Origin of the sequence: Aquimarina sp. AD10, assembly GCF_003443715.1 — a bacterium.
GTDB classification, from domain to species: Bacteria; Bacteroidota; Bacteroidia; order Flavobacteriales; family Flavobacteriaceae; genus Aquimarina; species Aquimarina aggregata.
This window is the reverse complement of sequence record NZ_CP031965.1, coordinates 2,899,888-2,922,485: the sequence shown is the minus strand read 5'-3', so window position 1 is coordinate 2,922,485 and position 22,598 is coordinate 2,899,888. Positions and strand designations below refer to the sequence as shown.

Sequence of the window (22,598 nt, the reverse complement as noted above, 5' to 3'; positions counted from 1 at the left end):
TGATATTATGTAAAAAGACTGAGCTGTTGATTAAAAAATTTGTTGTATTTGCTATTGGCATTTTTTAAAATTTTACTTTTTAACATTACCGCAGAGAGCTCCTTTTTATAAAAATCTTTAGAGTTACATGTTATAAAATATTGTGCTCTATTAAGAGCTATACCTATTGCCTTTAAATGTGTCCAATCTAAATTTCTAAATTTTCTTGCTTGAAGTATTTTATTAACAGATGTCATTCCTATTCCGGGTACTCTGGCAAGTGTCCTTTTATCGGCAGTATTAATGTCTATCGGAAATAAATTTAAGTTGCGTAGTGCCCAGCTTAATTTGGGATCGATATCGAGTTCTAGGTTTTTGTGAGATTCATTTAGTAATTCTGAAACCGAAAACCCATAAAATCGCAGTAGCCAATCTGTTTGATAAAGTCTGTTTTCTCTTAACATAGGAACCTCGGTGCCAATTGCAGGAAGACGATTATCTTCAAGAACCGGGATGTAACCAGAGTAATATACTCTGCGCATATGATACTTTTTATAATAATACGTTGCAGAATACATGATGTCCCGATCACTTTCTCCGGTAGCACCAATAATCATTTGAGTACTTTGACCAGCGGGTGCATATCTAGGAGTACTTTTGATGATTTTTTTTTCTGCTTTGTACTGGATTATTTCATTTTTCACCTTTTCCATAGGTTTTATGAAATCTTCATGTTTTTTATCAGGAGCAAGCAATTGTAATCCAGATATTGTTGGAATTTCGATGTTTACACTTAACCGATCAGCATATAGGCCGGCTTCTCTCATAAGTTCGTCACTCGCACCCGGAATGGATTTAAGATGAATATAGCCATTAAAATTTTCTTCAAGACGCAGTTTTTTTGCAACAGCAACTAAACGTTCCATAGTGTAATCTGCGCTTTTAAATATTCCCGAACTTAAGAATAACCCTTCTATGTAATTTCGTCTATAAAAATTAATGGTAAGATCTACAACCTCTTGAATTTTAAAAGCTGCTCTTTTAATATCATTACTTTTCCTAGTAACACAATAAGCACAATCAAAAATACAATGGTTGGTGAGTAGGATTTTTAATAAAGAAACACAACGGCCATCTTCGGTATAACTGTGACAAATCCCCATGCCCGTATTATTACCTAAGCCTTTACTATGGTTTTTGCGTTTGCCACCACTACTTGCACAAGAAACATCATACTTAGCGGCATCGGCTAGTATAGATAGTTTCTCTTCAATTCTATCAAACGACATAGGATGTTTTTTTTGAGCACTGTATTTGGTTTTTAAGTGTTCTAAAAATTTCATCCATATCTACTAATACTTGATAGTCTGTAAATCTTAGTACGGTAATTCCTAACGAAGAGATATAAAGTTTCTTAGGAGCATCCTGATTATGTATATTGTGAAACTCGTGAGCGTAACCATCAATTTCTATTGCTATCTTTAGTTCGGGACAATAAAAATTGAAATGATAACGACCTACTGTCTGATTTCTTAAAAAACAAAATCCTTTCTCTCTTAATTTTGCACCAAGAGTATCAACGGTTTTAATAGTATTATTTAAAGAGTGTTTGATAATTTTTTCTGATACTTTTTGATGCAAAGGGATTAGTGAAGAAGACATAGATGGTAGTTTTAGTTGTAATTTTTCCAAATTTATGGAAAAATTCCATAAGTATTAAAATAAAATTATGTTAAAATTGGAAATATTCCAAAATCTTGTATCTTTGTTGATAAGTATCCCAAACTCTTAAGCTCTACGTGTATGAGATAATAATTAAAAATCCTTGTTTATGGATCATTTGACTAACCAAACCATTAAGCGATTTAAACAAATTCGTGAAGAGAATCATTTTACCCAATCTGATTTTGCTGAAATATTAAATATTAAAAACTCAACTGCAGATATTGAGAGAGGCAAGACTAAAATTTCTGGAAAAGTTGTTGCCAGATTATTAGAAGAATTTAGTGTAAACCCTTTATGGCTATTTGGCGATAGTAATCAAAAGAAAATTCAATTGCATTTAGGAGATGTTTCTCCCAAAGTAGTAACAGTAAATTCTGAGAATAACGAAAATATTGTTTTAGTAAATGTTAAAGCTGCAGCGGGATATCCTCATAATGTTCAGGACTTGGATTGGTATCAGCAATTACCAGCATTTGACATTCCTTTACCAGAATATCGTAATGCTACCTATAGAGGATTTCAGGTTGAAGGTGATAGTATGATTCCTATTTTAGAACCCAAAGAGTGGGTGATAGGAAAAGCAGTTAATAACCTTTCTGAAATAGGTAGTAATGCTATTTGTGTTGTTGTTTTAGAAGACAGCGTTGTCGTTAAAAAAATAAGGAAAAATGAAGATGCTTCTGTGATAACGCTTATTTCGCTAAATTCAGAGTATTTGCCTTATACAATTCAAGCGCACCAAATAGTTGAATTATGGGAAGTTAATAGCAAATTAAGTTTTAATATTGATGCAAACCCTGATACGGCTAGTATGAAACAATTACAAGAAGCTATGCTGGCATTAACATCAGAGGTGCGAGGCTTAAGAAGTTAGTTAGTATTAGTCTATAAAACCTGATTCTTTTGCGTGCGTAATCGCTTGTTCAGAATTATGAACTAGCAAAATAGGAGTAGTATTAAAAGATTTAATGATTTTTTGAATCCTTTTTTCTTTGCGTTTATGATTAACACTTCTTAAGTAAATAGCCAAAATTCGATTAGGATATTCTATGGCGATTTTGGTATAAATATCAGCATCTTTTTCTCCGCTATCACCAATTAGAATGAATTTCATGTCTGAATACATCTCTAAGAGATTTAATATTTCAGATTGTTTATGTGGCATTTTAGGTTTTGGTGTTTTGTCAAAAGGAGTCCTAAAATCTCTAAGTAAAATGGGACCTTGAGGAAAGTGATTTTTACTAAAAAATGCATTTAGATAATCATATAGATTCCAAGGGCTATTACTTACATAAAAAAACGGATTAACTGGGTTATTGTTTTTTCCTAGATGTAATTTTTTATAAAAATGAACAGTCCCTTCAATGGGAGTTCGTTTATCAAAGTTTTTTAATAGTGTATTTGCAAGAACTCTCCATTTAAATATTGAAGCTACTCCTGTATGTAGGATAGTGTCATCGATATCACTTATAATACCGAATTCAGCTTCTTTAGATGGGATTAACATTGAACAAGGGAAAATATTTTGATTACTTATCTTACGAGAGCTGGATTTCTTTTTATAAGACGCGATATAGGGTAACCACCCTTCTTGATCTGTTAACTTATGAAGATCTGAAATAGAAATGTCAAAATTGTAATACCCTTCTTTATCGGTATGTACTTCAAATAATTTACCATTAGATAGCTTTAGTTCAATTGTAATTTCTGGAATTTCGTCGCTTTCTAATTGTTTATAAATATTTTTTAATGTTTTGAAAACATTTTGATTTGTGCTAAAATTTATATTTTCATCTTCGAGTGCTCTTCCACTAGCTCGAAAACGTGTATTTGTGCCATAACCACGATATGTATTAATTCGTAAAGCTTTTTTTTTGAACATTAAAATAAATAAATTTTATACTATAAAAATAAACAACCTCGCCCAAAGAGCGAGGTGGTCTTAGATTTAATTTTATGTTTTTTTATTTTAAAGAAGCTTTAATAGCTTCAATTTCAGCTTTAACTTTGGCTTCAGAACCTTTAAATTCTTTAATTTCATGTTGTATTTTACCATCGTTTAAAGTCTCAATAGTGACAGTCGCAATGGCAATATCATTATTCATTTCCATTTTAACCTCTATGTTTTTTTCTGAAGGTTCATTTGCTACAGCAGTTTCAGAAGTATGACCTCCTAGAATAGGTGCAATAACAAGACCAATAAGACATGTTAGTTTAATTAAAATATTCATTGATGGACCAGAAGTATCTTTAAAAGGATCACCAACAGTATCTCCTGTTACTGCTGCTTTATGAGCGTCAGAACCTTTATATGTCATTTCTCCGTTAATTTCTACACCTGCTTCAAAGGACTTTTTAGCATTATCCCATGCACCACCTGCATTATTTTGAAAAATAGCCCATAATACACCACTTACGGTAACTCCGGCCATATAACCTCCTAACATTTCAGCAATAGCTAGTTTATTCATTCCAAATAATAATGGTACAAATGCTATAACTAATGGAAAACCAATAGTTAATAGTCCTGGTAACATCATTTCTTTTAAAGAAGCTTTAGTAGAAATAGCTACACATTTGTCATATTCAGGTTTTCCGGTACCTTCCATTATTCCGGCAATATCTCTAAACTGGCGGCGCACTTCCTGAACCATTTCCATAGCTGCTTTACCAACGGCATTCATTGCTAATGCAGAGAATACTACAGGCACCATACCTCCAACAAAAAGCATTGCTAATACTGGTGCTTTAAAAATATTAATTCCGTTAATTCCTGTAAAAGTTACATATGCTGCAAATAATGCTAGCGAAGTTAATGCTGCAGAAGCAATAGCAAATCCTTTTCCAGTTGCTGCAGTTGTGTTACCTACAGAATCTAAAATATCTGTACGTTCTCTAACAATAGGTTCTTGTTCACTCATTTCTGCAATACCACCTGCATTATCAGAAATAGGACCAAATGCGTCAATTGCTAATTGCATTGCTGTTGTAGCCATCATTGCCGAGGCAGATAATGCTACTCCATAAAACCCTGCAAATGCATAAGATGCCCAAATAGCACCTGCAAATAATAATACAGAAGGAAATGTTGAAATCATACCAGTAGCTAGTCCAGCAATAATATTCGTTCCTGCACCAGTGCTAGATTGTTGAACAATTTTGAGAATTGGTGATTTACCTAAACCGGTATAATACTCGGTTACAGAAGATATTACAGCACCTACTATTAAACCAACTAATGTAGCGTAGAAAACGCGCATTGCAGAAATTTCGACTAAACCTTCACCAAAAAACTCCATTTTCATTGTCTCAGGAAGCATCCAAGTACACAAAGCAAAACATGCTATGGCTACAAGTATTATTGATGTCCAGTTACCTATATTAAGAGCTCCCATTACTTGAGTTTCTTTGGCATCATTACTTTTAATCTTTACCAACATGGTTCCTATTACTGAGATAATAATACCAACACCTGCTATTGCCATAGGTAATAATATTGGACCTATGCCTCCAAAGGCATCAGTAATTGATCCACCCATATCTTTTATGACGTAGTTACCTAGTACCATAGCGGCAAGAACAGTTGCTACATAAGATCCAAACAAATCTGCTCCCATACCTGCAACGTCTCCTACATTATCTCCTACGTTATCGGCTATTGTTGCTGGGTTACGAGGATCATCTTCTGGGATACCAGCTTCTACCTTACCTACAAGGTCGGCTCCTACATCTGCAGCTTTGGTATAAATACCACCACCCACACGCGCAAATAACGCAATAGATTCTGCTCCTAGAGAGAAACCGGCTAGGGTTTCTAATACTATTGTCATTTTATCGGTAGATACCCAGGTTCCACCCATAAATACATGATAGAAGATTATAAAGAAAGCTGTTAGTCCAAGTACAGCCAATCCTGCAACTCCAAGACCCATTACAGTTCCTCCTCCAAAAGATATTTTAAGAGCATTCGGTAAACTAGTACGTGCAGCTTGTGTAGTTCTTACATTGGTTTTAGTGGCAATTTTCATTCCAATGTTTCCTGCATAAGCAGAAAATACAGCACCAAAAATAAAAGCAATAACAATTAACCAGTGGGTAGTGTCTACAACTATTGAAACTATAAACAATAAAACACTTACGATGACAACAAATATTGCAAGCAACTTATATTCGGCATTTAAGAAAGCCAAGGCACCTTCATATATATGATCCGAAATTTCTTTCATTTTACCATCACCGGCATCTTGTTTCATTACCCAAGATTTTTTAATGACCATATAAATTAGCCCGAGTATTGCCAAAACAATTGGCATATATATCATATTTGCTTCCATTAAAAATATTTTTAGTTAATTAGTCGCTAAATGTAGTAAAATAAAGCAAAAAGAAAAAGCGCAATATTAATAAGAAAATATTGCGCTTTTATTTATTTTTTGTATATAGTATTAATGAATACTGAACAATCCTTCTGGTTTGTCTGCAAGATCATCAAAACGTTTAACACAAGCTTTGATAATCTCTTTAGCTTCATCTATATTTCCCCAGCCACCTACATCAACTTTTTTCTCTTCTAAATCTTTGTATACTTGGAAAAAGTGTTCGATTTCTTTTATTAGGTGCGGGTTCATTTCTTTTAGATCGGCAAGCTTACTGGCAATTGGATCTGCAACCGGTACACAGATGATTTTTTCATCTGGTCCTTTTTCATCGGTCATATGAAAAACTCCGATTGGTTTTACTTCTATTACACAACCAGGAAATGTTGGTTCTGTTACTAATACTAAAACATCAAGAGGGTCTCCGTCTAAAGCAAGTGTTTCAGGTATGAAACCGTAATCTGCTGGATACATCATTGATGAAAATATCATACGATCATATCGTATTTTTTTTATGTCAAAATCATACTCGTACTTGTTTCTACTCCCTTTAGGGATTTCAATTAGTACATCAAAGCTTTCGCTAGTCGCTGCGCTCATAATTTAAATTCTCTTTGTATTGGGCGGCAAATATAGGTATTACAAGGGTTTACTTAAAATTTATCCTTATAAAAATTCGAATTTCTGCCTTTTTTTAATGGTAAGTTAACCTATAAGGTTTTCGGAGATATAAGAATAATGGCTAAATAAAAAATATACGATAAGCTATCTACTTAGAAAAAGAAACCAAAAGACCCTGTAACTCCAAATTTTCTAGCATCTGGATTATCAAAATAGTTTCCTCTAAAATGGAAATCGATTCTAAAGATTTTAAAAATATTCCCAACACCCACGCTGTATTCCCAATAGATCTCGTCGGTAGGAGCTACTAAGAGTTCGTTTGATGGGGCGCTTAGTAATATATTTTCTTCTGATAATTCACCCCACGCTCCGCGCACACCTACTAGTTCTCTCAAGTTTAACTTTCTTAATAAGGGGATACGAGAAAATATTCGGCCATTAAAATTATGTTCAAGATGTAATGTTGCATAGGTATCCGTTACAAACTCATAAAAATTAAGTAAAGGGAATGTGTTATAGATAGATAGATACGTTTGATTGGCTGGGATAACGCTTAATAGTCCAAGAGGAACATCTCCAAAAGTTTTACCTACTTCTAGGGTGCTATTTAATACTCCAAAGCCTCCAATATTCCATGGTTGTTGGTAAAGAAACTGTACTTTTTGATAATCAAAATCACTTTCTATAAGACCTTTGATTCCTACACTATAATTTAAAAATAATGTAGCATAATCTCCTTCATTTACAATAACCCTATCTACACCATACCCAGTAGTTTTTCTACCTGGAGTATATACAAGTTGGGTGGCGATTTCTGTTTGCTTGATTTGGTTTTCTAGTTCGTTAGTTTCTGGATTTAAAAAATCCAAACTAAATAAAGAGCGATCGGCGGGTTTAAGTACTCTATAAGACCCAGTTAATCCTACGTTTAAGTTTTTTCGAGGTTCAATTTGCATCGAAAATGCAGATAAATTTATAGAGGTTAACCTGTCGTTATCACCTGTTGCTATTATTGATGATGAGGCTAAACTTCTACCCTCTACGTTATTTGTATTTGTTAAACTGGCACCTAGTTGTTCGACATCTCTTCTGTTTCCTGCAGAAACAATAAGTCTTGATTTTCTGTCAACAAGGTACTTTCCTGAGAGACCATATTTGAATTTTTGATCTTTAAATCCGTAGGCCCCATAACCTTCTATTCGCCACCTATCATTAGATGTAAAGTATGTTCTACCACCAGCTCTAAGTCTAACTCCTTCAATGTCATTATATCCGACTGTAGAAAACAAAGGACCGAAGTCAAAACCATCAAACTCTACATATCCTGTCGCTAAAATAGTACCTATATTGTAGAGTCTTTTAAACGCTTTTACGGTGCGAAGCGTGTCTAATAATTTATATACCTTTTGTTCATCTTTGTTTAGGTTTTCCATTCTGGCACTTTTCCAGAAAGAATCTTCTCTATTATAGATATCTTGATTATAAGGATCTACTTGACTTTGGTAAAACTTTCTGTCTTTTTTTATGTCAAATTTATAATTGTCATATAGTGTTGTTCTTTTACCATAGACTCCTCTTGATTTTTCTTTTTTGCTAAAAGAAAAATCAGATTGAAAATAATCTTTTGTGATAAGAAATACAGAATCGTTTAATACATCAAACTCTTGTTCTATATATAAATCCTTTACCCAATTGATGTTTGCACTTTTTGTTACTTCGAGATTAATTTCTTTGATTGCCCAGGTGGTATCATTCACCCAAAAATCACCTTTGAATGTGAGCTCGTTTTTTCGTCTGGGATAGTATAAAATATTGTAGCACCATTTATTACCTATGTATGCACTATCGGTCAAGACATAATTATAAACACTTACACCTGTTCGTGACAAAGGGCTAGTGAAACTTTTGTCAAAAAATTTAAGGTAATTGTCATAAACATCATAGTCAGAATACAAATCCTTTACAAAGGCGATTAAAGTTTGGTTATCACTAAAACCAGCATTTTTATTTCCTTTAAGTATTTCTTTTGTCTCGTTGATTTCATTATCCCCATACACTTTTGATATGGCTTCATTAAGAAAAATAGGAAGATAGGTTTTACCAGTTATCCTAGAAGTATCAACGTCATCAAAGATAAATTCCATACCATTAAAAATCCTACTATTAACAAGAGCACTGTCTATAGTGTTTAAGTCGAATTCTAGTTTTTCGTATTTATCGTAGTTGTACTGTTTAAATTTTTTAACTCCATTTACTCTTCTGTTATCCCATATTTTTCTTAGGATATCGATAGCTGGGTTATTTTTTTTTGAAGTTTTACCTTTATATATAACAACTTCGTCTAGAGAAGCTGCTTCTTCTTCTAGTACGATTTTCATATTGTAGGTAACTTGTTTTGTAAGTTTTATATTTTTTGTCTGAAAACCGATAAACGAAACTTTTAGATTGGTATAGGTATCGTCAGATTCCATGTAGAAATTACCATTCTCATCGGTTATAGTTCCTACTGTTGAGTTTACAAAAACGATGTTTGCAAATGGAATAGGTTGGTTGAAATTGTCATATACTTGGCCGCCAACTTTAGTTTGTGCTAAAAGTAAGGAGCTGCTAAAAGCAATATATAAAACTCCTAAAACCCAATATTTCATCTAATATTTTTAAATAATAATTGTTTAACCTAACATATGTTAATTAATAATACATCTTGTATAGTTTATGTACGATACTAAATATCAAATACGATTACTATATAATTTGTCATAATCAATACATCATCAATTTTGTTAAATCAATTAAATGTTTTTATTATCCTATCTATAACACATAACTATATAAAAACCCTACCTCAAATCATATTAAATTACTAAAGCTTCTAGTTTTTAATGTTCTGATTTCTTTTTGCAAAGTCAAAATTTAAAACTATTAGTTAAAACCATTACTACTTAATGGGTACTCAAGTAACATAATAGCGTATTATGATTTATAGCGTTCTACTATTTATATGCTAATGATGCTAAACTCATATGATTTTATCAATTATTAGGCCACTTTTGTGGCCTGAGATAATTTTCTAAAATTAATGAAACGCAAAATAAAGAAGTTCATTTTACTTATACATCACTTTTTTGACAGCTTTAACAACATCTTTGCTGTTAGGTAACCATTCTTCTAAAAGTACAGGAGAATAGGGGGTAGGTGTATCTGCTGTATTAATTTTTATTATAGGTGCATCTAGATAATCAAAGATATTAGATTGCACTTGATATGTTATTTCTGAAGAAATGTTGGCTAAAGGCCATGCTTCTTCTAAGACAACCAGTCTATTGGTTTTTTTTACTGAGGTAAATATAGCTTCTAAATCAAGTGGGCGAACAGTCCTTAGATCAATAACCTCACAGGATATGTTTTCTTTAGCAAGTTCATCTGCCGCTTTATAGGCTTCTTTAATGATTTTTCCAAAAGAAACGATAGTAACATCACTACCTTCTCTTTTGATTTCTGCTACACCTAGAGGGATAGTGTATTCTCCTTCTGGTACTTCACCTTTATCTCCATACATTTGTTCACTCTCCATAAAAATAACTGGATCATTGTCACGTATAGCCGATTTTAATAAACCTTTAGCGTCTTTAGGATTAGAAGGTACTACAACCTTTAATCCTGGAGTATTAGCAAACCAATTTTCAAAAGCTTGAGAATGCGTAGCACCTAACTGACCAGCTGATGCTGTAGGGCCTCTAAATACTATTGGAATATTAAACTGACCACCAGTCATTTGACGCATTTTAGCTGCGTTGTTAATGATTTGATCAATACCCACTAAAGAGAAATTGAAGGTCATAAACTCAATAATTGGTCTATTTCCATTCATTGCACTACCTACACCAATTCCAGAAAAACCTAATTCAGAGATGGGCGTGTCAAGAACTCTGTCTGGACCGAACTCATCTAGCATACCTTTACTGGCTTTGTACGCTCCGTTGTATTCTGCAACCTCTTCACCCATTAAGTAAATGGATTCATCTCGGCGCATTTCTTCACTCATTGCTTCACAAATTGCTTCTCTGAATTGTATAGTTTTCATGTATTTGGTAATTGTTTAATGCTATAACGAAAGGCAAAAGTAGCAATTAAAACCCTTTAGTAGTAGGGTAATATTGAAAAATTTATTATGCACGCATAGTAAATTCGACATTTTATTTGTAACTTCGCAAATATTATTAAATTCTCAAAAAATACCTATATAAAATGAAGATATTAGTTTGTATTAGCCATGTGCCTGACACAACTTCCAAAATTAATTTTACGGATAGTGACACTAAGTTTGACACTAATGGAGTGCAGTTCGTGATTAACCCAAATGATGAATTTGGTTTAACACGTGCAATGTGGTTCAAAGAAAAACAAGGTGCTTCTGTAGATGTTGTAAACGTTGGAGGACCTGAAACAGAACCTACTTTACGTAAAGCGCTTGCCATAGGTGCAGATAATGCAATTAGAGTGAATACTGAGGCTACAGACGGTCTGTATGTAGCAAAACAGTTGACTAAAGTTGTACAGGATGGAGGATATGATCTTGTTATTGCAGGTAGAGAGTCTATCGATTATAATGGAGGTATGGTTCCTGGTATGATCGCTGCTTTAACAGGTGCTAATTTTGTAAACACTTGTATTGGTTTAGAAATAGAAGGTGATACTGCTACTGCGATTCGTGAGATCGACGGAGGTAAAGAAACCTCTACAACTAAGTTACCACTAGTTGTTGGTGGGCAAAAAGGTTTGGTTGAAGAAAGTGACTTGCGTATCCCGAATATGAGAGGTATTATGATGGCGCGTAAAAAACCACTTACTGTTATAGACCCTGTTGAAGCTGGTCAAGAAACAAAAGCAGTACAGTTTGAAAAACCAGCTCCTAAAGGAGATGTGAAATTAGTTTCACCAGATAATATCCAAGAACTTATAGATTTATTACATAACGAAGCAAAAGCTATTTAAAAGAAAGAAATATGTCAGTTTTAGTATACACAGAAAGTGAAGGAGGAAAATTTAAGAAATCAGCTTTTGAAGTAGCTTCTTATGCAAAAGAAGTTGCCGCTATGATGGGAACAACTGTTACTGCAGTTAGTATTAATGGAGGTGATAGTAGCGAGTTAGGAACGTATGGAGTTGATAAGGTATTAGAAGTAAAAGGAGATAAACTATCTTCATTTAGTGCGAAGGCATATGCCGATGCAATTAAACAAGCAGCAGAAAATGAAGGAGCGAAAGTAGTCGTTGTAAGTTCTACTGCAGATAGTAAATTTATCGCACCTTTATTAGCGGTAAACCTTAATGCAGGTTATGCATCAAATGTAGTTGCATTACCAGAAAGTGCTTCTCCTTTTAAAGTAAAGCGTACAGCATTCACTAATAAAGCGTTCAATATTACTGAAATGTCTACAGATGTTAAGATTGTAGGATTGTCTAATAACGCTTTTGGATTAAAAGAAAATTCAGGAGCTGCAACAGCAGAAGCCTTCGAGCCATCTTTGTCTGATGCAGATTTTGCTGTGCAAGTTACAGCGGTAGATAAGGCTACAGATAAAGTGTCTATTGCAGATGCAGAAATTGTAGTTTCTGGAGGTCGCGGTTTAAAAGGACCTGAGAATTGGCATATGATTGAAGATCTTGCCGATGTATTAGGAGCTGCAACAGCATGCTCTAAGCCAGTAAGTGATATGGGATGGAGACCACATGGTGAACACGTAGGACAAACAGGTAAACCGGTTGCTTCTAACTTATATATTGCTATAGGAGTTTCTGGCGCAATACAACATCTTGCCGGAATTAATGCAAGTAAAGTAAAGGTGGTTATTAATAATGACGCTGAAGCACCGTTCTTTAAAGCTGCAGACTACGGAATAGTAGGAGATGCTTTTGAAGTTGTTCCAAAACTTATTGAAAAATTAAAAGAATTTAAGTCTAATAACGCATAATTTTCATAAATTGTGCCCAATTAGGGGCTGTTTGAACTTAGGAAAAGGTCCATGTGTTCAAACAGCCTTTTTTTATTGAGAGCAATATGAGTTTAGTTCGACTGAACATAAAAGGAATATCATACAGTCAAACCCAGAATGGGGCATACGCACTAATTTTAAGTGAATTAGATGGTGAGAGAAAGTTGCCAATTGTTATAGGTGCCTTTGAGGCGCAATCTATAGCCATTGCTTTAGAAAAAGAGATTAAACCCCCGCGGCCACTAACCCACGACTTATTTAAGAACTTTGCAGATCGTTTTGATATTGTTGTAAAACAAGTTATCATTCATAAACTGGTAGATGGAGTTTTTTATTCTAGTATCATCTGTGAGCGAGATAAAATAGAAGAAATTATAGATGCACGAACCAGTGATGCTATAGCGCTAGCATTACGATTTCAAGCACCTATATTTACGTATAAGAATATTTTAGATCAAGCAGGGATCTATCTAAAAGTAAATCCAAAGAAAGATGAAGAAGAAGATTCTGAAAGCCTACTTGTAGATGAGTTAGTTTCAGAAGATCTTGAAATGATAGGTAAGGAAACTAGTTACAAAGATTTGTCACTTGATGAACTCAATCGCATGTTAGATCAAGCAGTTGCTAGTGAAGATTACGAATTAGCAGCAAGAATAAGGGATGAAATTTCTAAACGAGGTTAATCAATCACAACCACGATCTAAAATCCTAAACTATATTTATTAAATGATTTCAATTTTATGAAGAAAGGATTACTTACTCTTCTATTACTATTGCCTTTTTTTACAATATTATCTGCACAATCTATTGATAAAAAATGGATTCTGGAAAATGCAAAAGAAGAATCAGGACAAGTTCTAACGGTTGGAGAAAAAGACTATCTTGAATTAGAAAAAGGATTGTTTTCATATTCTTTTTATAATCAATCCGAGCAACTTAATGGAGATTATCTTACCCAAAATAATGTGCTATTATTTTTTTCGGGAAAAGCACAAGATTCTATTATAAAATATAAGATCAACAAGATTACAGATTCTACACTAGTATTATCTAAACATAATGTAGTCCTTTCCTTTGCCTCTAAAAAAGGCTCTAAACCAGTAGCTGTAACTGAAACTGCTACTGATGAATTAATCCCTAATCAAGGTTTCTCTTTTAATAGCTTATGGAGAGGTTTGTTAGGAATGATTGTACTTTTAATAATAGCATATCTTTTTAGTAGCAATAGAAAAGCAATTAATTGGAAAACTGTTGGGTTAGGTACTGGATTTCAATTAGTAATTGCCATTGGGGTTTTAAGAGTGCCGTTTGTTCAAACGATATTTGAATGGGTCGGAAGCCTATTTGTTAATGTTTTAGACTTTACTAGAGCAGGAAGTAAATTTCTTTTTGAAGGCTTGGTTGTAGATATGGACACCTTCGGTTTTATATTTGCCTTTCAAGTATTACCTACTATTATATTCTTTTCGGCATTAACCTCCTTATTATTTTATTTGGGGATTATTCAAAAAGTGGTAAAAGGCTTAGCTTGGTTGTTAACTAAGGCACTAAAGATATCTGGGGCAGAAAGTTTAAGTGTCGCTGGTAACATCTTTTTAGGGCAAACAGAAGCACCTCTATTAATTAAAGCATATTTAGAAAAGATGAATAAGTCTGAAATGCTATTGGTTATGATAGGAGGTATGGCAACAGTTGCAGGGGCTGTACTGGCAGCATATATAGGGTTTTTAGGAGGAAACGACCCTGTCTTAAGATTGCAATTTGCAAAACACTTGCTAGCTGCATCGGTAATGGCAGCTCCAGGAGCAATTGTTGTTTCCAAAATACTATTTCCGCAAACTGAAGAGATCAATACGGATGTATATGTATCCTCAGAAAAAATAGGATCTAATATTTTAGACGCCATAGCAAACGGAACAACTGAAGGTTTAAAATTAGCAGTGAACGTTGGTGCTATGTTATTAGTTTTTGTTGCTTTTATTGCAATGCTAAACGGTATCTTAGGTTGGGTTGGAGATATCACTTCTATAAATGCTTGGATAGCATCTAAAACAGCTTACCAAAGTTTATCTCTTGAACTTATTTTAGGCTATATTTTTGCACCATTAATGTGGCTTATAGGGGTTGCCAAGGAAGATATAGCTTTAATGGGGCAACTTCTAGGGATAAAACTAGCAGCTAGTGAGTTCGTAGGTTACATACAATTAGCAGATTTAAAAAATGTAGCAAATGCAACACATTTAACCTATAACAAATCGGTAATTATGGCTACATATATGCTTTGTGGATTTGCCAATTTTGCATCTATAGGGATACAAATTGGCGGTATAGGTTCTCTAGCTCCCGGTCAACGAAAAACACTTTCAGAATTTGGTATGAAAGCACTAATCGGAGGTACTATTGCCTCTTTATTATCAGCAACTATAGCAGGAATGATTATCGGATAATTTTAGATTGTTTTTTTTAAGATAAACATAAAAATTATAGGGTAATTATAACTATGTCATAATCTAAAGGTTAATAGGTGTCTCGACACCTATTTTTTGTATATTTGATTTCAAATTAATATTTAATTAACAAACTCAAAGTAAAGCGAGAAGGGAATATGAAGCAATATCTGGATCTTGTGCGGCATGTGCTTGACAAAGGAAATGAAAAAGAAGATCGAACTGGTACAGGAACCAAGAGCGTTTTTGGGTATCAGATGCGTTTTGATCTTAGTGAAGGTTTTCCTATGGTTACGACCAAGAAACTACACCTTAAATCTATAATTTATGAGCTGTTGTGGTTTCTGAAAGGAGATACTAATATTGAATATCTTAAAGAAAATGGTGTTCGTATATGGAATGAGTGGGCTGATGAAAATGGAGATCTAGGACCTGTATATGGTCATCAATGGCGTAATTGGGATAACAATGAAATTGATCAAATTGCTGAAGTAGTAGAAGCATTAAAAAATAACCCAGATAGTAGACGTATGTTGGTTTCTGCATGGAACCCAAGTGTACTTCCAGATACGTCAAAATCTTTTTCTGAAAATGTAGCAAACGGTAAAGCAGCATTGCCGCCATGTCATGCTTTTTTTCAGTTTTATGTGGCAGATGGAAAATTGTCTTGCCAATTGTACCAACGTAGCGCAGATGTATTTTTAGGAGTGCCTTTTAATATTGCTTCTTATGCTTTATTTACAATGATGATGGCTCAGGTATGTGGGTATGAAGCGGGTGATTTTATACATACTTTTGGAGATGCACATATTTATAATAACCATAAAGAACAACTTGAATTACAGCTGTCTAGAACACCTCGTCAATTGCCTAAGATGATTATTAATCCGGAGGTAAAAAATATTTTTGGCTTTGTTTTTGATGACTTTAAGTTAATAGACTACGATCCGCATCCTCATATTAAAGGAGCGGTAGCGGTTTAAACCCCAAATTTAAACGGAACAACTATGAAAAAACTATTACTTATATTATCCATATTAATTTCGGGATCTTCTTTCTCTCAAGATGGTATAGTACTATCTCAAGAAAATGCAAGTGAAAAAGGAATTACCCCGATATGGCCAAAATGTGATAAATCAAGACAAACACCAGTAAATTGTTTTGATCAAAAAATGCGAAGACATATTCTTGAAAAATTTGAATACCCTGAAGTAGCAATTTCACAAGGCTTAGAAGGTACGGTAACGGTAGAATTTATTATCAATAAAAAAGGTAAAGTAGAAGTTACAGAAGTTACAGGTGCGCATAGATATTTACAAAGAGAAGCAATTAGAATTATAAGATTGCTTCCCAAAATGGAGCCCGCTAAATGGGGATCAAAACCTATTGCAGTAGCCTATGAAGTGCCAATTACTTTTAGGAAACCAAAATAATGTTGTAGTTATTTTAACATTGCATTAACCTCCCTAAAAGTCTTATAAGAATAAAAATCAGTAAATTTGAGTGTATTCGTAAATCGAATACGCTTTTTTTTATGATTGTTACAGATAGTTTACTTACCTCATTTTTAAAAACCCGCTCTGATACAGAAGAAATTTGTGCTCCACTTGAGACAGAAGATTATGTAATACAGCCTATAGTAGATGTTTCACCACCTAAATGGCACTTAGGCCATACGACGTGGTTTTTTGAAGAATTTATATTGTCCAAATACGATACTAATTATAAGCGATTTCATCCCGAATATGCTTACGTGTTTAATAGCTATTATGAAAGTGTTGGAAAACGAGTAATACGAACCAATAGAGGCAATCTTTCAAGACCAACGGTGAGTCAGGTATATCAATATCGTGATTATGTTACCTCACATTTACAGGCTTTTTTAGAAGAAAATTTTGATGAAAAAATTAATGAATTGGTTGAAATTGGTATTCATCATGAAAAACAACACCAAGAATTATTACTAACAGACATAAAATTCATATTGGGCAATAATCCATTGTTTCCTAAATATAATGAGACTTTTACCGAAAACCCTGAAAGCAATCAGTCTAACGAATATGTAACTATTCAAGAAGGAATATATGAAATAGGATATCAGGGAAATGATTTCTGTTATGATAATGAACTAGGAGTTCATAGGGTGCTTCTTGAAGAATATGCAATTTGTAATGAACTTGTATCAAATAACGAATATCTAGACTTTATTAATGACGGTGGATATAATGATAGTCTACTTTGGCATGCCGAAGCTTGGGATTGGATTAAAAATGATAATATACAAGCCCCTTTGTATTGGCACCTTATAGATGGTCAATATTATCAATATACATTACAAGGACTTAAAGCTTTAAAACTAAATACTTCGGTAACTCATATATCTTATTATGAAGCTTTTGCCTTCGCACAATGGAAAGGGCAACGTTTACCTACAGAATTCGAGTGGGAAGTGGCTCAGCATCAATTTAAATGGGGGTCGCGTTGGGAATGGACTGAAAGTGCATATCTGCCCTATCCAAATTATAAAAAAGCTCCAGGTGCATTAGGAGAGTATAATGGAAAATTTATGGTTAATCAAAAAGTCTTACGAGGCGGTTCTGTTGCCACATCACAAGATCATACCAGATCAACATATCGTAATTTTTTTCACCCAAACCTGAGATGGCAATTTACGGGATTACGATTGGTGAAAAATATATAATCTAAAATTTAATGAATTCTAAAGATCAAAAGGTACTAGTTTCGACATTCGAAAAAGAAGTGTATGAAGGGTTGACAGCTTTTCCTAAATATTTGTCATCAAAATATTTTTACGATGAAGTAGGTGATGAATTATTTCAGCAAATAATGGAGTTGCCAGAGTATTACCTTACCAGAGCAGAATATAATATTTTTAAAGAAAACACCTCGGCTATAATCGAAAGTTTTGATAAGTATAAAAAAGGGTTTGATTTAATAGAGCTAGGGGCGGGTGACGGTAAAAAGACTAAAATATTACTCAAAGAATTACAAAAGAAAGGGTATGATTTTACATATATGCCTATAGATATAAGTCAAAATGCTGTTGACGGATTAGTGAAAAATTTAGATCTCGAAATGCCAGATGTACTTGTTCAAGGGCAAATAGGAGAGTACTTTGAGGTTTTGGATCGTTTAAACCATATAAGTGATCGAAAAAAAGTAATTATGGTGCTGGGGTCTAATATTGGTAATTTATTACATCCAAGGGCAATCCAGTTTTTGAAAAAACTTTGTAATGCAATGCATTCTGATGATTTAGTTTTTATGGGATTTGATCAAAAGAAACATCCTCAGAAAGTTCTTGACGCTTACAACGACAAAACTGGTGTAACAGCAAAATTTAATAAAAATGTTTTATCAAGAATTAATAAAGAGCTTAGAGGAAACTTTGATGTTGATGCATTTATGCATTGGGAAACCTATGACCCCGAAAGCGGTACTGCTAAGAGTTATTTAGTAAGTAAAGAAAAGCAAACGGTTGATATAGATAGTTTGTCATTGCAAGTGCATTTTGAAGCTTGGGAGAGTATTCATACCGAGATTTCTCAAAAATATGATGATGATATTGTAAAATGGTTAACAGAAGAATCAGGCTTAAAAGTTGTGAACTCTTTTTCAGACGAAAACAATGATTATAAAAACTATTTAATTACAAAATCAAAGTAAAAAGCATTTTAAAAATATAAAAATATAATAAAGATGAAGGCAATTTGGAACGGTCAAATACTAGCAGAGAGTAATGATACTAAGGTTATAGAAAATAATCACTACTTTCCACCAGAAGCAATAAATAAAGAATTTTTTAAATCAAGTGATACGCATACCAATTGTCCTTGGAAAGGAGTAGCGTCTTACTATACATTAGAGGTAAACGGAGAAAAGAATCCCGATGCAGCTTGGTATTACCCTGAAACAAGCGATTTGGCAAAACAAATCAAGAATTATGTTGCTTTTTGGAAAGGTGTTGAAGTAGTAGAATAGTTCACCACAACCATAAGATTTTGACATTTTTTGATTGTAGATTTGATTAAATATTTTCATCTTGATCTCTTTCTAGAACAACAATAGCTATTTTAGATAATTATTTGTCATTCAGGTGATTAATTGCATAATTGTTTTTTCATAAGAGTTAAATATTAGATTCTTGAAAGTTTTTAGTTTAGGTAGGCTAACATCTCGATCTGTATTTGTTGAACTACCTTTCCATAAATTACTTCTACTGGGATTCTGTTCATGCATACTTTATAAATTTGTCCTAAAAAGTTCGTAGCAGGGCGAAACTCTGCTTAAAATGAAATAATATGTACAGTTTCATTAGAATTTGAAACTGCATATGGTCCCTTCAGAATTAATTTCTATGGCTATTACCTTAGTAAAATTAGAGCTGCGATAATACAATGGTACCTTCATTTAACTCGAATTTGACATTGTATCATTTTAGTAACTTATGATATTCTTGAATGTTTATAATATTCCCAATTGATTTTGGATATATAGACTATAAATAGTCAAACCAATTTTGTTTATCCTTTTGGTACTATTGTATTAGGGTAAAAATAGATAGATTTACCATTTATCTGATATTTTCAACTTTCGTCCTGAAATATAGATGTGTAATATCAGCTACTATATAAAAAAATCAAAATTGTTACTCAACTTTGCAAAGAATAAACTTCAAAAGGCAAAAAAATATGGTTGAAACAGTATTGTTAATAGATGATGATAAGGCTACACAATATGTACATAAAAGAATTATCACTAAACACAATAAGTTTAAAAATATTTTGACTTTTCTCAGCGGAAGTATTGCATTAGACTATCTCAAATCAATAAATGTAAATTTCACTAAAAAACCACAGCTTATTTTTTTAGATCTTAATATGCCAGGTATGAATGGATGGGAATTTATTGAACAATATAATGGCTTGTGTAATAGTATAACACGAGGTAATAAACTTATTATTTTGTCAACATCTAATGATCCTATTGATATTTCAAGATCAAGAGAAATAGATAATGTAAATGATTTTATTAGCAAACCTCTTTCAATAGCAATACTAGATAAAGTTTTAGAAACCCATTTTGTGGATATCTAATTGTTGATTTACGAATTGTCAATTTTGCTTCTAAATAATTTATAGTCAATATCTTACTTATGGTATAATAAAACAAAACTGAAATTTTTAATCAGTTAGAAATAGGGTTAAAATATGCATTTCATTAATATTTTATGTTGAAACTATAAGTTTGTATATGGATATTCAGTAATTTATAATCAAGCTTGTCTTGCTGGCATTCACAGTTTTTAGAATAGTATAATCAATTGGATAATAATTAGAAAAATATTATCTTCATACAAAGAACATGTTTACTCACAACGAATTATAATAATAAAAATGTCGAAGATTTAATTTATTTGCATTAGAGAGTGCAGGAGGATATAAAAAGAGACAGGATTCAGAAACAAAGGATTAAGACATCCCATTAATTATTCAATAACATTTTTCAATATTATAATATATTACTTTATATAGCGTAAATGCTAACCTGAAGTGAAATGGTAGATACACTAAGTCAAAAATATCGTTTAAGATTTCAAAACAATATGCAATTTTTGGTAGTTGCTTTTGACGGAATCATAAAAAAAACAGATCATATTTTGTTTAATTGGAAAGAGGGAAGCTCTATTTTTGAGGCACATCCTTTTTTTGAAATCATTCATGATTTATTAGAAAACTCCAATCAAAATAATCAAGAATACACTTTTTCTTGTGTGCATTTTGAAGAACCATCTGAAACTAAAATATGTGATGTAACCATCTGTTTTGATCCTACAGAAATAATCATTGTAATTTTTGAGTATACTTCAAAATATAAAGAACTTACGAAAATAGCACAGCAAAAAAATGATATACTTTTTAAGAATAAAGAACTTGAATTGAAACATGAGTTTTTATTAAAAAAAGAAGAATTCAAAAATAGTCTTATTGCTAATATCAATCACCAAATTAAAACTCCTCTAACGGGAATCCTTGGTTTTACAGAAATCTTAGAAAAAACTTCACTTAATTTTGATCAAGAAGAATTGATTAACATTATAAAACGAGAAAGTAAACAACTTGATGCGATTGTTACCGATATGCTTAATGTTTCTAAAATTGAAGCTGGTCTACTCGAAATTAAAAAAGAAAATTTTGATTTTGTAAAGCTTATTCGGGATCTTGAAAAAAAGTATCGATATCTGGCAGAAGAAAAAAATATTGAATTAGATGTTTACCTAGATGAAAATATTACATCAGAACTTATTGGTGATCGTGTTAGAGTTCAACAAATACTAATTAATCTTCTTAATAATGCATTTCGATATACAAAACAGGGTAAAGTAAGTTTAAAAGTCACCCAGAACTATCAAAGAGCTGGTAACCTGAGTGTTAATTTTTCTGTGTCAGATTCGGGACAAGGTATTACTGCAGAAAATCTTAAGTCTGTTTTTGATAGATTTACGCGCTTTCATGAAGATAAACAAGTTACAGGTACGGGATTAGGTTTAACTATCGTTAAGAACCTAGTCGAACTTATGGGTGGAGATATAAAAGTTAGTAGTAAGATTGATGAAGGTAGTACCTTTAGCCTTAATCTTCCTTTTGTATTTAAAATTTTAAAGAAAAAAAAGGACGAAGGAAAGGGAAAAAAATATACGCTTCCCGACTTGGGGAGAAAATTTAGAGTTTTATTAGTAGAAGATAAAGAGGTTAATCAGTTTTTAATTATGAAATTATTAATTTCTAAAGGGATGTTTTTTGTGGATGCCGCAATGAATGGGAAAGAAGCCATTAAGTACATTGAAAAAAGAAAGTATGATGTTGTGCTAATGGATCTTATGATGTTTCCAATGAACGGTTATGAAACGACCCGTCTAATTCGAGAAAGTTATGATGACAAAACTATCTCTAACACTCCCATAATTGGTTTTACGGCTCAAAATGCTGATGGGGAAAAAGAAAAATGCCTTAAATCAGGAATGAATGACTTTATCAATAAACCTTTTTCACAAGAAGATCTCCTTAATAAAATTTATAAACAGATATCACAAAATAATAGCTAATATGCTAATGATTATGTTTAAGTGTTTGCCATATAAGGGTTTGTGATTATAAAAAAGATACCCTAAAAAAACATTAATAAAATTGTTTTTTAGGATATCTTTTGTGTTAGCATGTAATGATAAAATTGCATGCATATCTTCTGTAGTAGCGTCAGGATTTGCCAATGTATAGTGTTATTACTAGTCAGTAAATGATGGTCTGGCAAAATTCATAGGCTTATACTTCTTGATCAAAACAGTGTAATTTTTTTTATATCTATGCGTTTTTTTAGGTTAAACATTGCGTAATTATCTTAATTGAATTTATAGACTAATAATGAGAAATATT

General features: G+C 32.7%; 19 protein-coding genes. 12 read left to right on the top strand and 7 right to left on the bottom strand.

Features of this window, described 5'->3' with window-relative positions; all coding sequences use genetic code 11:
- Positions 1–5: 5 nt before the first annotated feature.
- Complete coding sequence (locus D1816_RS12160; protein WP_118506252.1) at positions 6–1,268, bottom strand: putative DNA modification/repair radical SAM protein; 1,263 nt, start codon at positions 1,266–1,268, stop codon at positions 6–8.
- Complete coding sequence (locus tag D1816_RS12155; protein WP_066316998.1) at positions 1,258–1,641, bottom strand: endonuclease domain-containing protein; 384 nt, start codon at positions 1,639–1,641, stop codon at positions 1,258–1,260. The genes D1816_RS12160 and D1816_RS12155 overlap by 11 nt, the downstream gene beginning before the upstream one ends.
- Positions 1,642–1,810: 169 nt before the next feature.
- Between D1816_RS12155 and D1816_RS12150 the strand changes: the two genes are divergently transcribed.
- On the top strand, positions 1,811–2,578 hold the full coding sequence (locus D1816_RS12150; protein WP_066316995.1) for a LexA family transcriptional regulator: 768 nt from the start codon (positions 1,811–1,813) through the stop codon (positions 2,576–2,578).
- Positions 2,579–2,584: 6 nt separating this feature from the next.
- On the opposite strand, the gene D1816_RS12145 is transcribed toward D1816_RS12150, so the two are convergent.
- From D1816_RS12145 to D1816_RS12125, 5 genes are all read right to left on the bottom strand, one after another.
- Positions 2,585–3,586, bottom strand: a complete 1,002-nt coding sequence (locus D1816_RS12145) for an App1 family protein (RefSeq protein ID WP_233565314.1) — start codon at positions 3,584–3,586, stop codon at positions 2,585–2,587.
- An 82-nt stretch (positions 3,587–3,668) separates the two neighbouring features.
- Entirely contained in the window at positions 3,669–6,038 is a 2,370-nt protein-coding gene (locus tag D1816_RS12140) for a sodium-translocating pyrophosphatase (protein WP_118503163.1), read from the bottom strand.
- 111 nt (positions 6,039–6,149) lie between these two features.
- Entirely contained in the window at positions 6,150–6,680 is a 531-nt protein-coding gene (locus D1816_RS12135; RefSeq protein ID WP_066316988.1) for an inorganic diphosphatase, read from the bottom strand.
- A gap of 173 nt (positions 6,681–6,853) precedes the next feature.
- Positions 6,854–9,349, bottom strand: coding sequence for a DUF5686 and carboxypeptidase-like regulatory domain-containing protein (locus D1816_RS12130; protein WP_118503161.1), 2,496 nt, complete (start codon positions 9,347–9,349; stop codon positions 6,854–6,856).
- Positions 9,350–9,807: 458 nt separating this feature from the next.
- Positions 9,808–10,785 (bottom strand): pyruvate dehydrogenase complex E1 component subunit beta, encoded by a 978-nt coding sequence (locus D1816_RS12125; protein ID WP_066316985.1) that lies wholly within the window; start codon positions 10,783–10,785, stop codon positions 9,808–9,810.
- A 164-nt stretch (positions 10,786–10,949) separates the two neighbouring features.
- Between D1816_RS12125 and D1816_RS12120 the strand changes: the two genes are divergently transcribed.
- The 11 genes from D1816_RS12120 to D1816_RS12070 all read left to right on the top strand — a co-directional run bounded on the left by D1816_RS12120 (position 10,950) and on the right by D1816_RS12070 (position 22,270).
- Positions 10,950–11,696, top strand: coding sequence for an electron transfer flavoprotein subunit beta/FixA family protein (locus tag D1816_RS12120; protein ID WP_066316982.1), 747 nt, complete (start codon positions 10,950–10,952; stop codon positions 11,694–11,696).
- An 11-nt stretch (positions 11,697–11,707) separates the two neighbouring features.
- Positions 11,708–12,676 (top strand): electron transfer flavoprotein subunit alpha/FixB family protein, encoded by a 969-nt coding sequence (locus tag D1816_RS12115; RefSeq protein WP_066316980.1) that lies wholly within the window; start codon positions 11,708–11,710, stop codon positions 12,674–12,676.
- An 86-nt stretch (positions 12,677–12,762) separates the two neighbouring features.
- Positions 12,763–13,380 (top strand): bifunctional nuclease family protein, encoded by a 618-nt coding sequence (locus D1816_RS12110; RefSeq protein ID WP_066316978.1) that lies wholly within the window; start codon positions 12,763–12,765, stop codon positions 13,378–13,380.
- 57 nt (positions 13,381–13,437) lie between these two features.
- Complete coding sequence (locus tag D1816_RS12105) at positions 13,438–15,144, top strand: NupC/NupG family nucleoside CNT transporter (RefSeq protein ID WP_118503159.1); 1,707 nt, start codon at positions 13,438–13,440, stop codon at positions 15,142–15,144.
- 158 nt (positions 15,145–15,302) lie between these two features.
- Positions 15,303–16,127, top strand: a complete 825-nt coding sequence (locus D1816_RS12100; RefSeq protein WP_066316972.1) for a thymidylate synthase — start codon at positions 15,303–15,305, stop codon at positions 16,125–16,127.
- A gap of 24 nt (positions 16,128–16,151) precedes the next feature.
- Complete coding sequence (locus D1816_RS12095) at positions 16,152–16,577, top strand: energy transducer TonB (RefSeq protein WP_066316970.1); 426 nt, start codon at positions 16,152–16,154, stop codon at positions 16,575–16,577.
- Between the two features lie 101 nt (positions 16,578–16,678).
- A complete protein-coding gene (gene egtB, locus D1816_RS12090) occupies positions 16,679–17,845 on the top strand; it encodes an ergothioneine biosynthesis protein EgtB (protein ID WP_118503157.1) in 1,167 nt (388 codons plus the stop codon).
- An 11-nt stretch (positions 17,846–17,856) separates the two neighbouring features.
- Entirely contained in the window at positions 17,857–18,831 is a 975-nt protein-coding gene (locus tag D1816_RS12085; RefSeq protein ID WP_118503155.1) for an L-histidine N(alpha)-methyltransferase, read from the top strand.
- Between the two features lie 33 nt (positions 18,832–18,864).
- A complete protein-coding gene (locus tag D1816_RS12080; RefSeq protein WP_066316961.1) occupies positions 18,865–19,146 on the top strand; it encodes a DUF427 domain-containing protein in 282 nt (93 codons plus the stop codon).
- 710 nt (positions 19,147–19,856) lie between these two features.
- On the top strand, positions 19,857–20,261 hold the full coding sequence (locus D1816_RS12075) for a response regulator (protein WP_118503153.1): 405 nt from the start codon (positions 19,857–19,859) through the stop codon (positions 20,259–20,261).
- A 461-nt stretch (positions 20,262–20,722) separates the two neighbouring features.
- Positions 20,723–22,270, top strand: a complete 1,548-nt coding sequence (locus D1816_RS12070) for a hybrid sensor histidine kinase/response regulator (protein WP_118503151.1) — start codon at positions 20,723–20,725, stop codon at positions 22,268–22,270.
- The last annotated feature ends 328 nt before the right edge of the window (positions 22,271–22,598 follow it).

What these genes read in the sequence shown, in the direction of transcription:
- D1816_RS12160 (WP_118506252.1), bottom strand. Translation starts at nt 1,268, where the DNA reads ATGTCGTTTGATAGAATTGAAGAGAAACTATCTATACTAGCCGATGCC.
- D1816_RS12155 (WP_066316998.1), bottom strand. Translation starts at nt 1,641, where the DNA reads ATGTCTTCTTCACTAATCCCTTTGCATCAAAAAGTATCAGAAAAAATT.
- D1816_RS12150 (WP_066316995.1), top strand. Translation starts at nt 1,811, where the DNA reads ATGGATCATTTGACTAACCAAACCATTAAGCGATTTAAACAAATTCGT.
- D1816_RS12145 (WP_233565314.1), bottom strand. Translation starts at nt 3,586, where the DNA reads ATGTTCAAAAAAAAAGCTTTACGAATTAATACATATCGTGGTTATGGC.
- D1816_RS12140 (WP_118503163.1), bottom strand. Translation starts at nt 6,038, where the DNA reads ATGGAAGCAAATATGATATATATGCCAATTGTTTTGGCAATACTCGGG.
- D1816_RS12135 (WP_066316988.1), bottom strand. Translation starts at nt 6,680, where the DNA reads ATGAGCGCAGCGACTAGCGAAAGCTTTGATGTACTAATTGAAATCCCT.
- D1816_RS12130 (WP_118503161.1), bottom strand. Translation starts at nt 9,349, where the DNA reads ATGAAATATTGGGTTTTAGGAGTTTTATATATTGCTTTTAGCAGCTCC.
- D1816_RS12125 (WP_066316985.1), bottom strand. Translation starts at nt 10,785, where the DNA reads ATGAAAACTATACAATTCAGAGAAGCAATTTGTGAAGCAATGAGTGAA.
- D1816_RS12120 (WP_066316982.1), top strand. Translation starts at nt 10,950, where the DNA reads ATGAAGATATTAGTTTGTATTAGCCATGTGCCTGACACAACTTCCAAA.
- D1816_RS12115 (WP_066316980.1), top strand. Translation starts at nt 11,708, where the DNA reads ATGTCAGTTTTAGTATACACAGAAAGTGAAGGAGGAAAATTTAAGAAA.
- D1816_RS12110 (WP_066316978.1), top strand. Translation starts at nt 12,763, where the DNA reads ATGAGTTTAGTTCGACTGAACATAAAAGGAATATCATACAGTCAAACC.
- D1816_RS12105 (WP_118503159.1), top strand. Translation starts at nt 13,438, where the DNA reads ATGAAGAAAGGATTACTTACTCTTCTATTACTATTGCCTTTTTTTACA.
- D1816_RS12100 (WP_066316972.1), top strand. Translation starts at nt 15,303, where the DNA reads ATGAAGCAATATCTGGATCTTGTGCGGCATGTGCTTGACAAAGGAAAT.
- D1816_RS12095 (WP_066316970.1), top strand. Translation starts at nt 16,152, where the DNA reads ATGAAAAAACTATTACTTATATTATCCATATTAATTTCGGGATCTTCT.
- egtB (WP_118503157.1), top strand. Translation starts at nt 16,679, where the DNA reads ATGATTGTTACAGATAGTTTACTTACCTCATTTTTAAAAACCCGCTCT.
- D1816_RS12085 (WP_118503155.1), top strand. Translation starts at nt 17,857, where the DNA reads ATGAATTCTAAAGATCAAAAGGTACTAGTTTCGACATTCGAAAAAGAA.
- D1816_RS12080 (WP_066316961.1), top strand. Translation starts at nt 18,865, where the DNA reads ATGAAGGCAATTTGGAACGGTCAAATACTAGCAGAGAGTAATGATACT.
- D1816_RS12075 (WP_118503153.1), top strand. Translation starts at nt 19,857, where the DNA reads ATGGTTGAAACAGTATTGTTAATAGATGATGATAAGGCTACACAATAT.
- D1816_RS12070 (WP_118503151.1), top strand. Translation starts at nt 20,723, where the DNA reads ATGGTAGATACACTAAGTCAAAAATATCGTTTAAGATTTCAAAACAAT.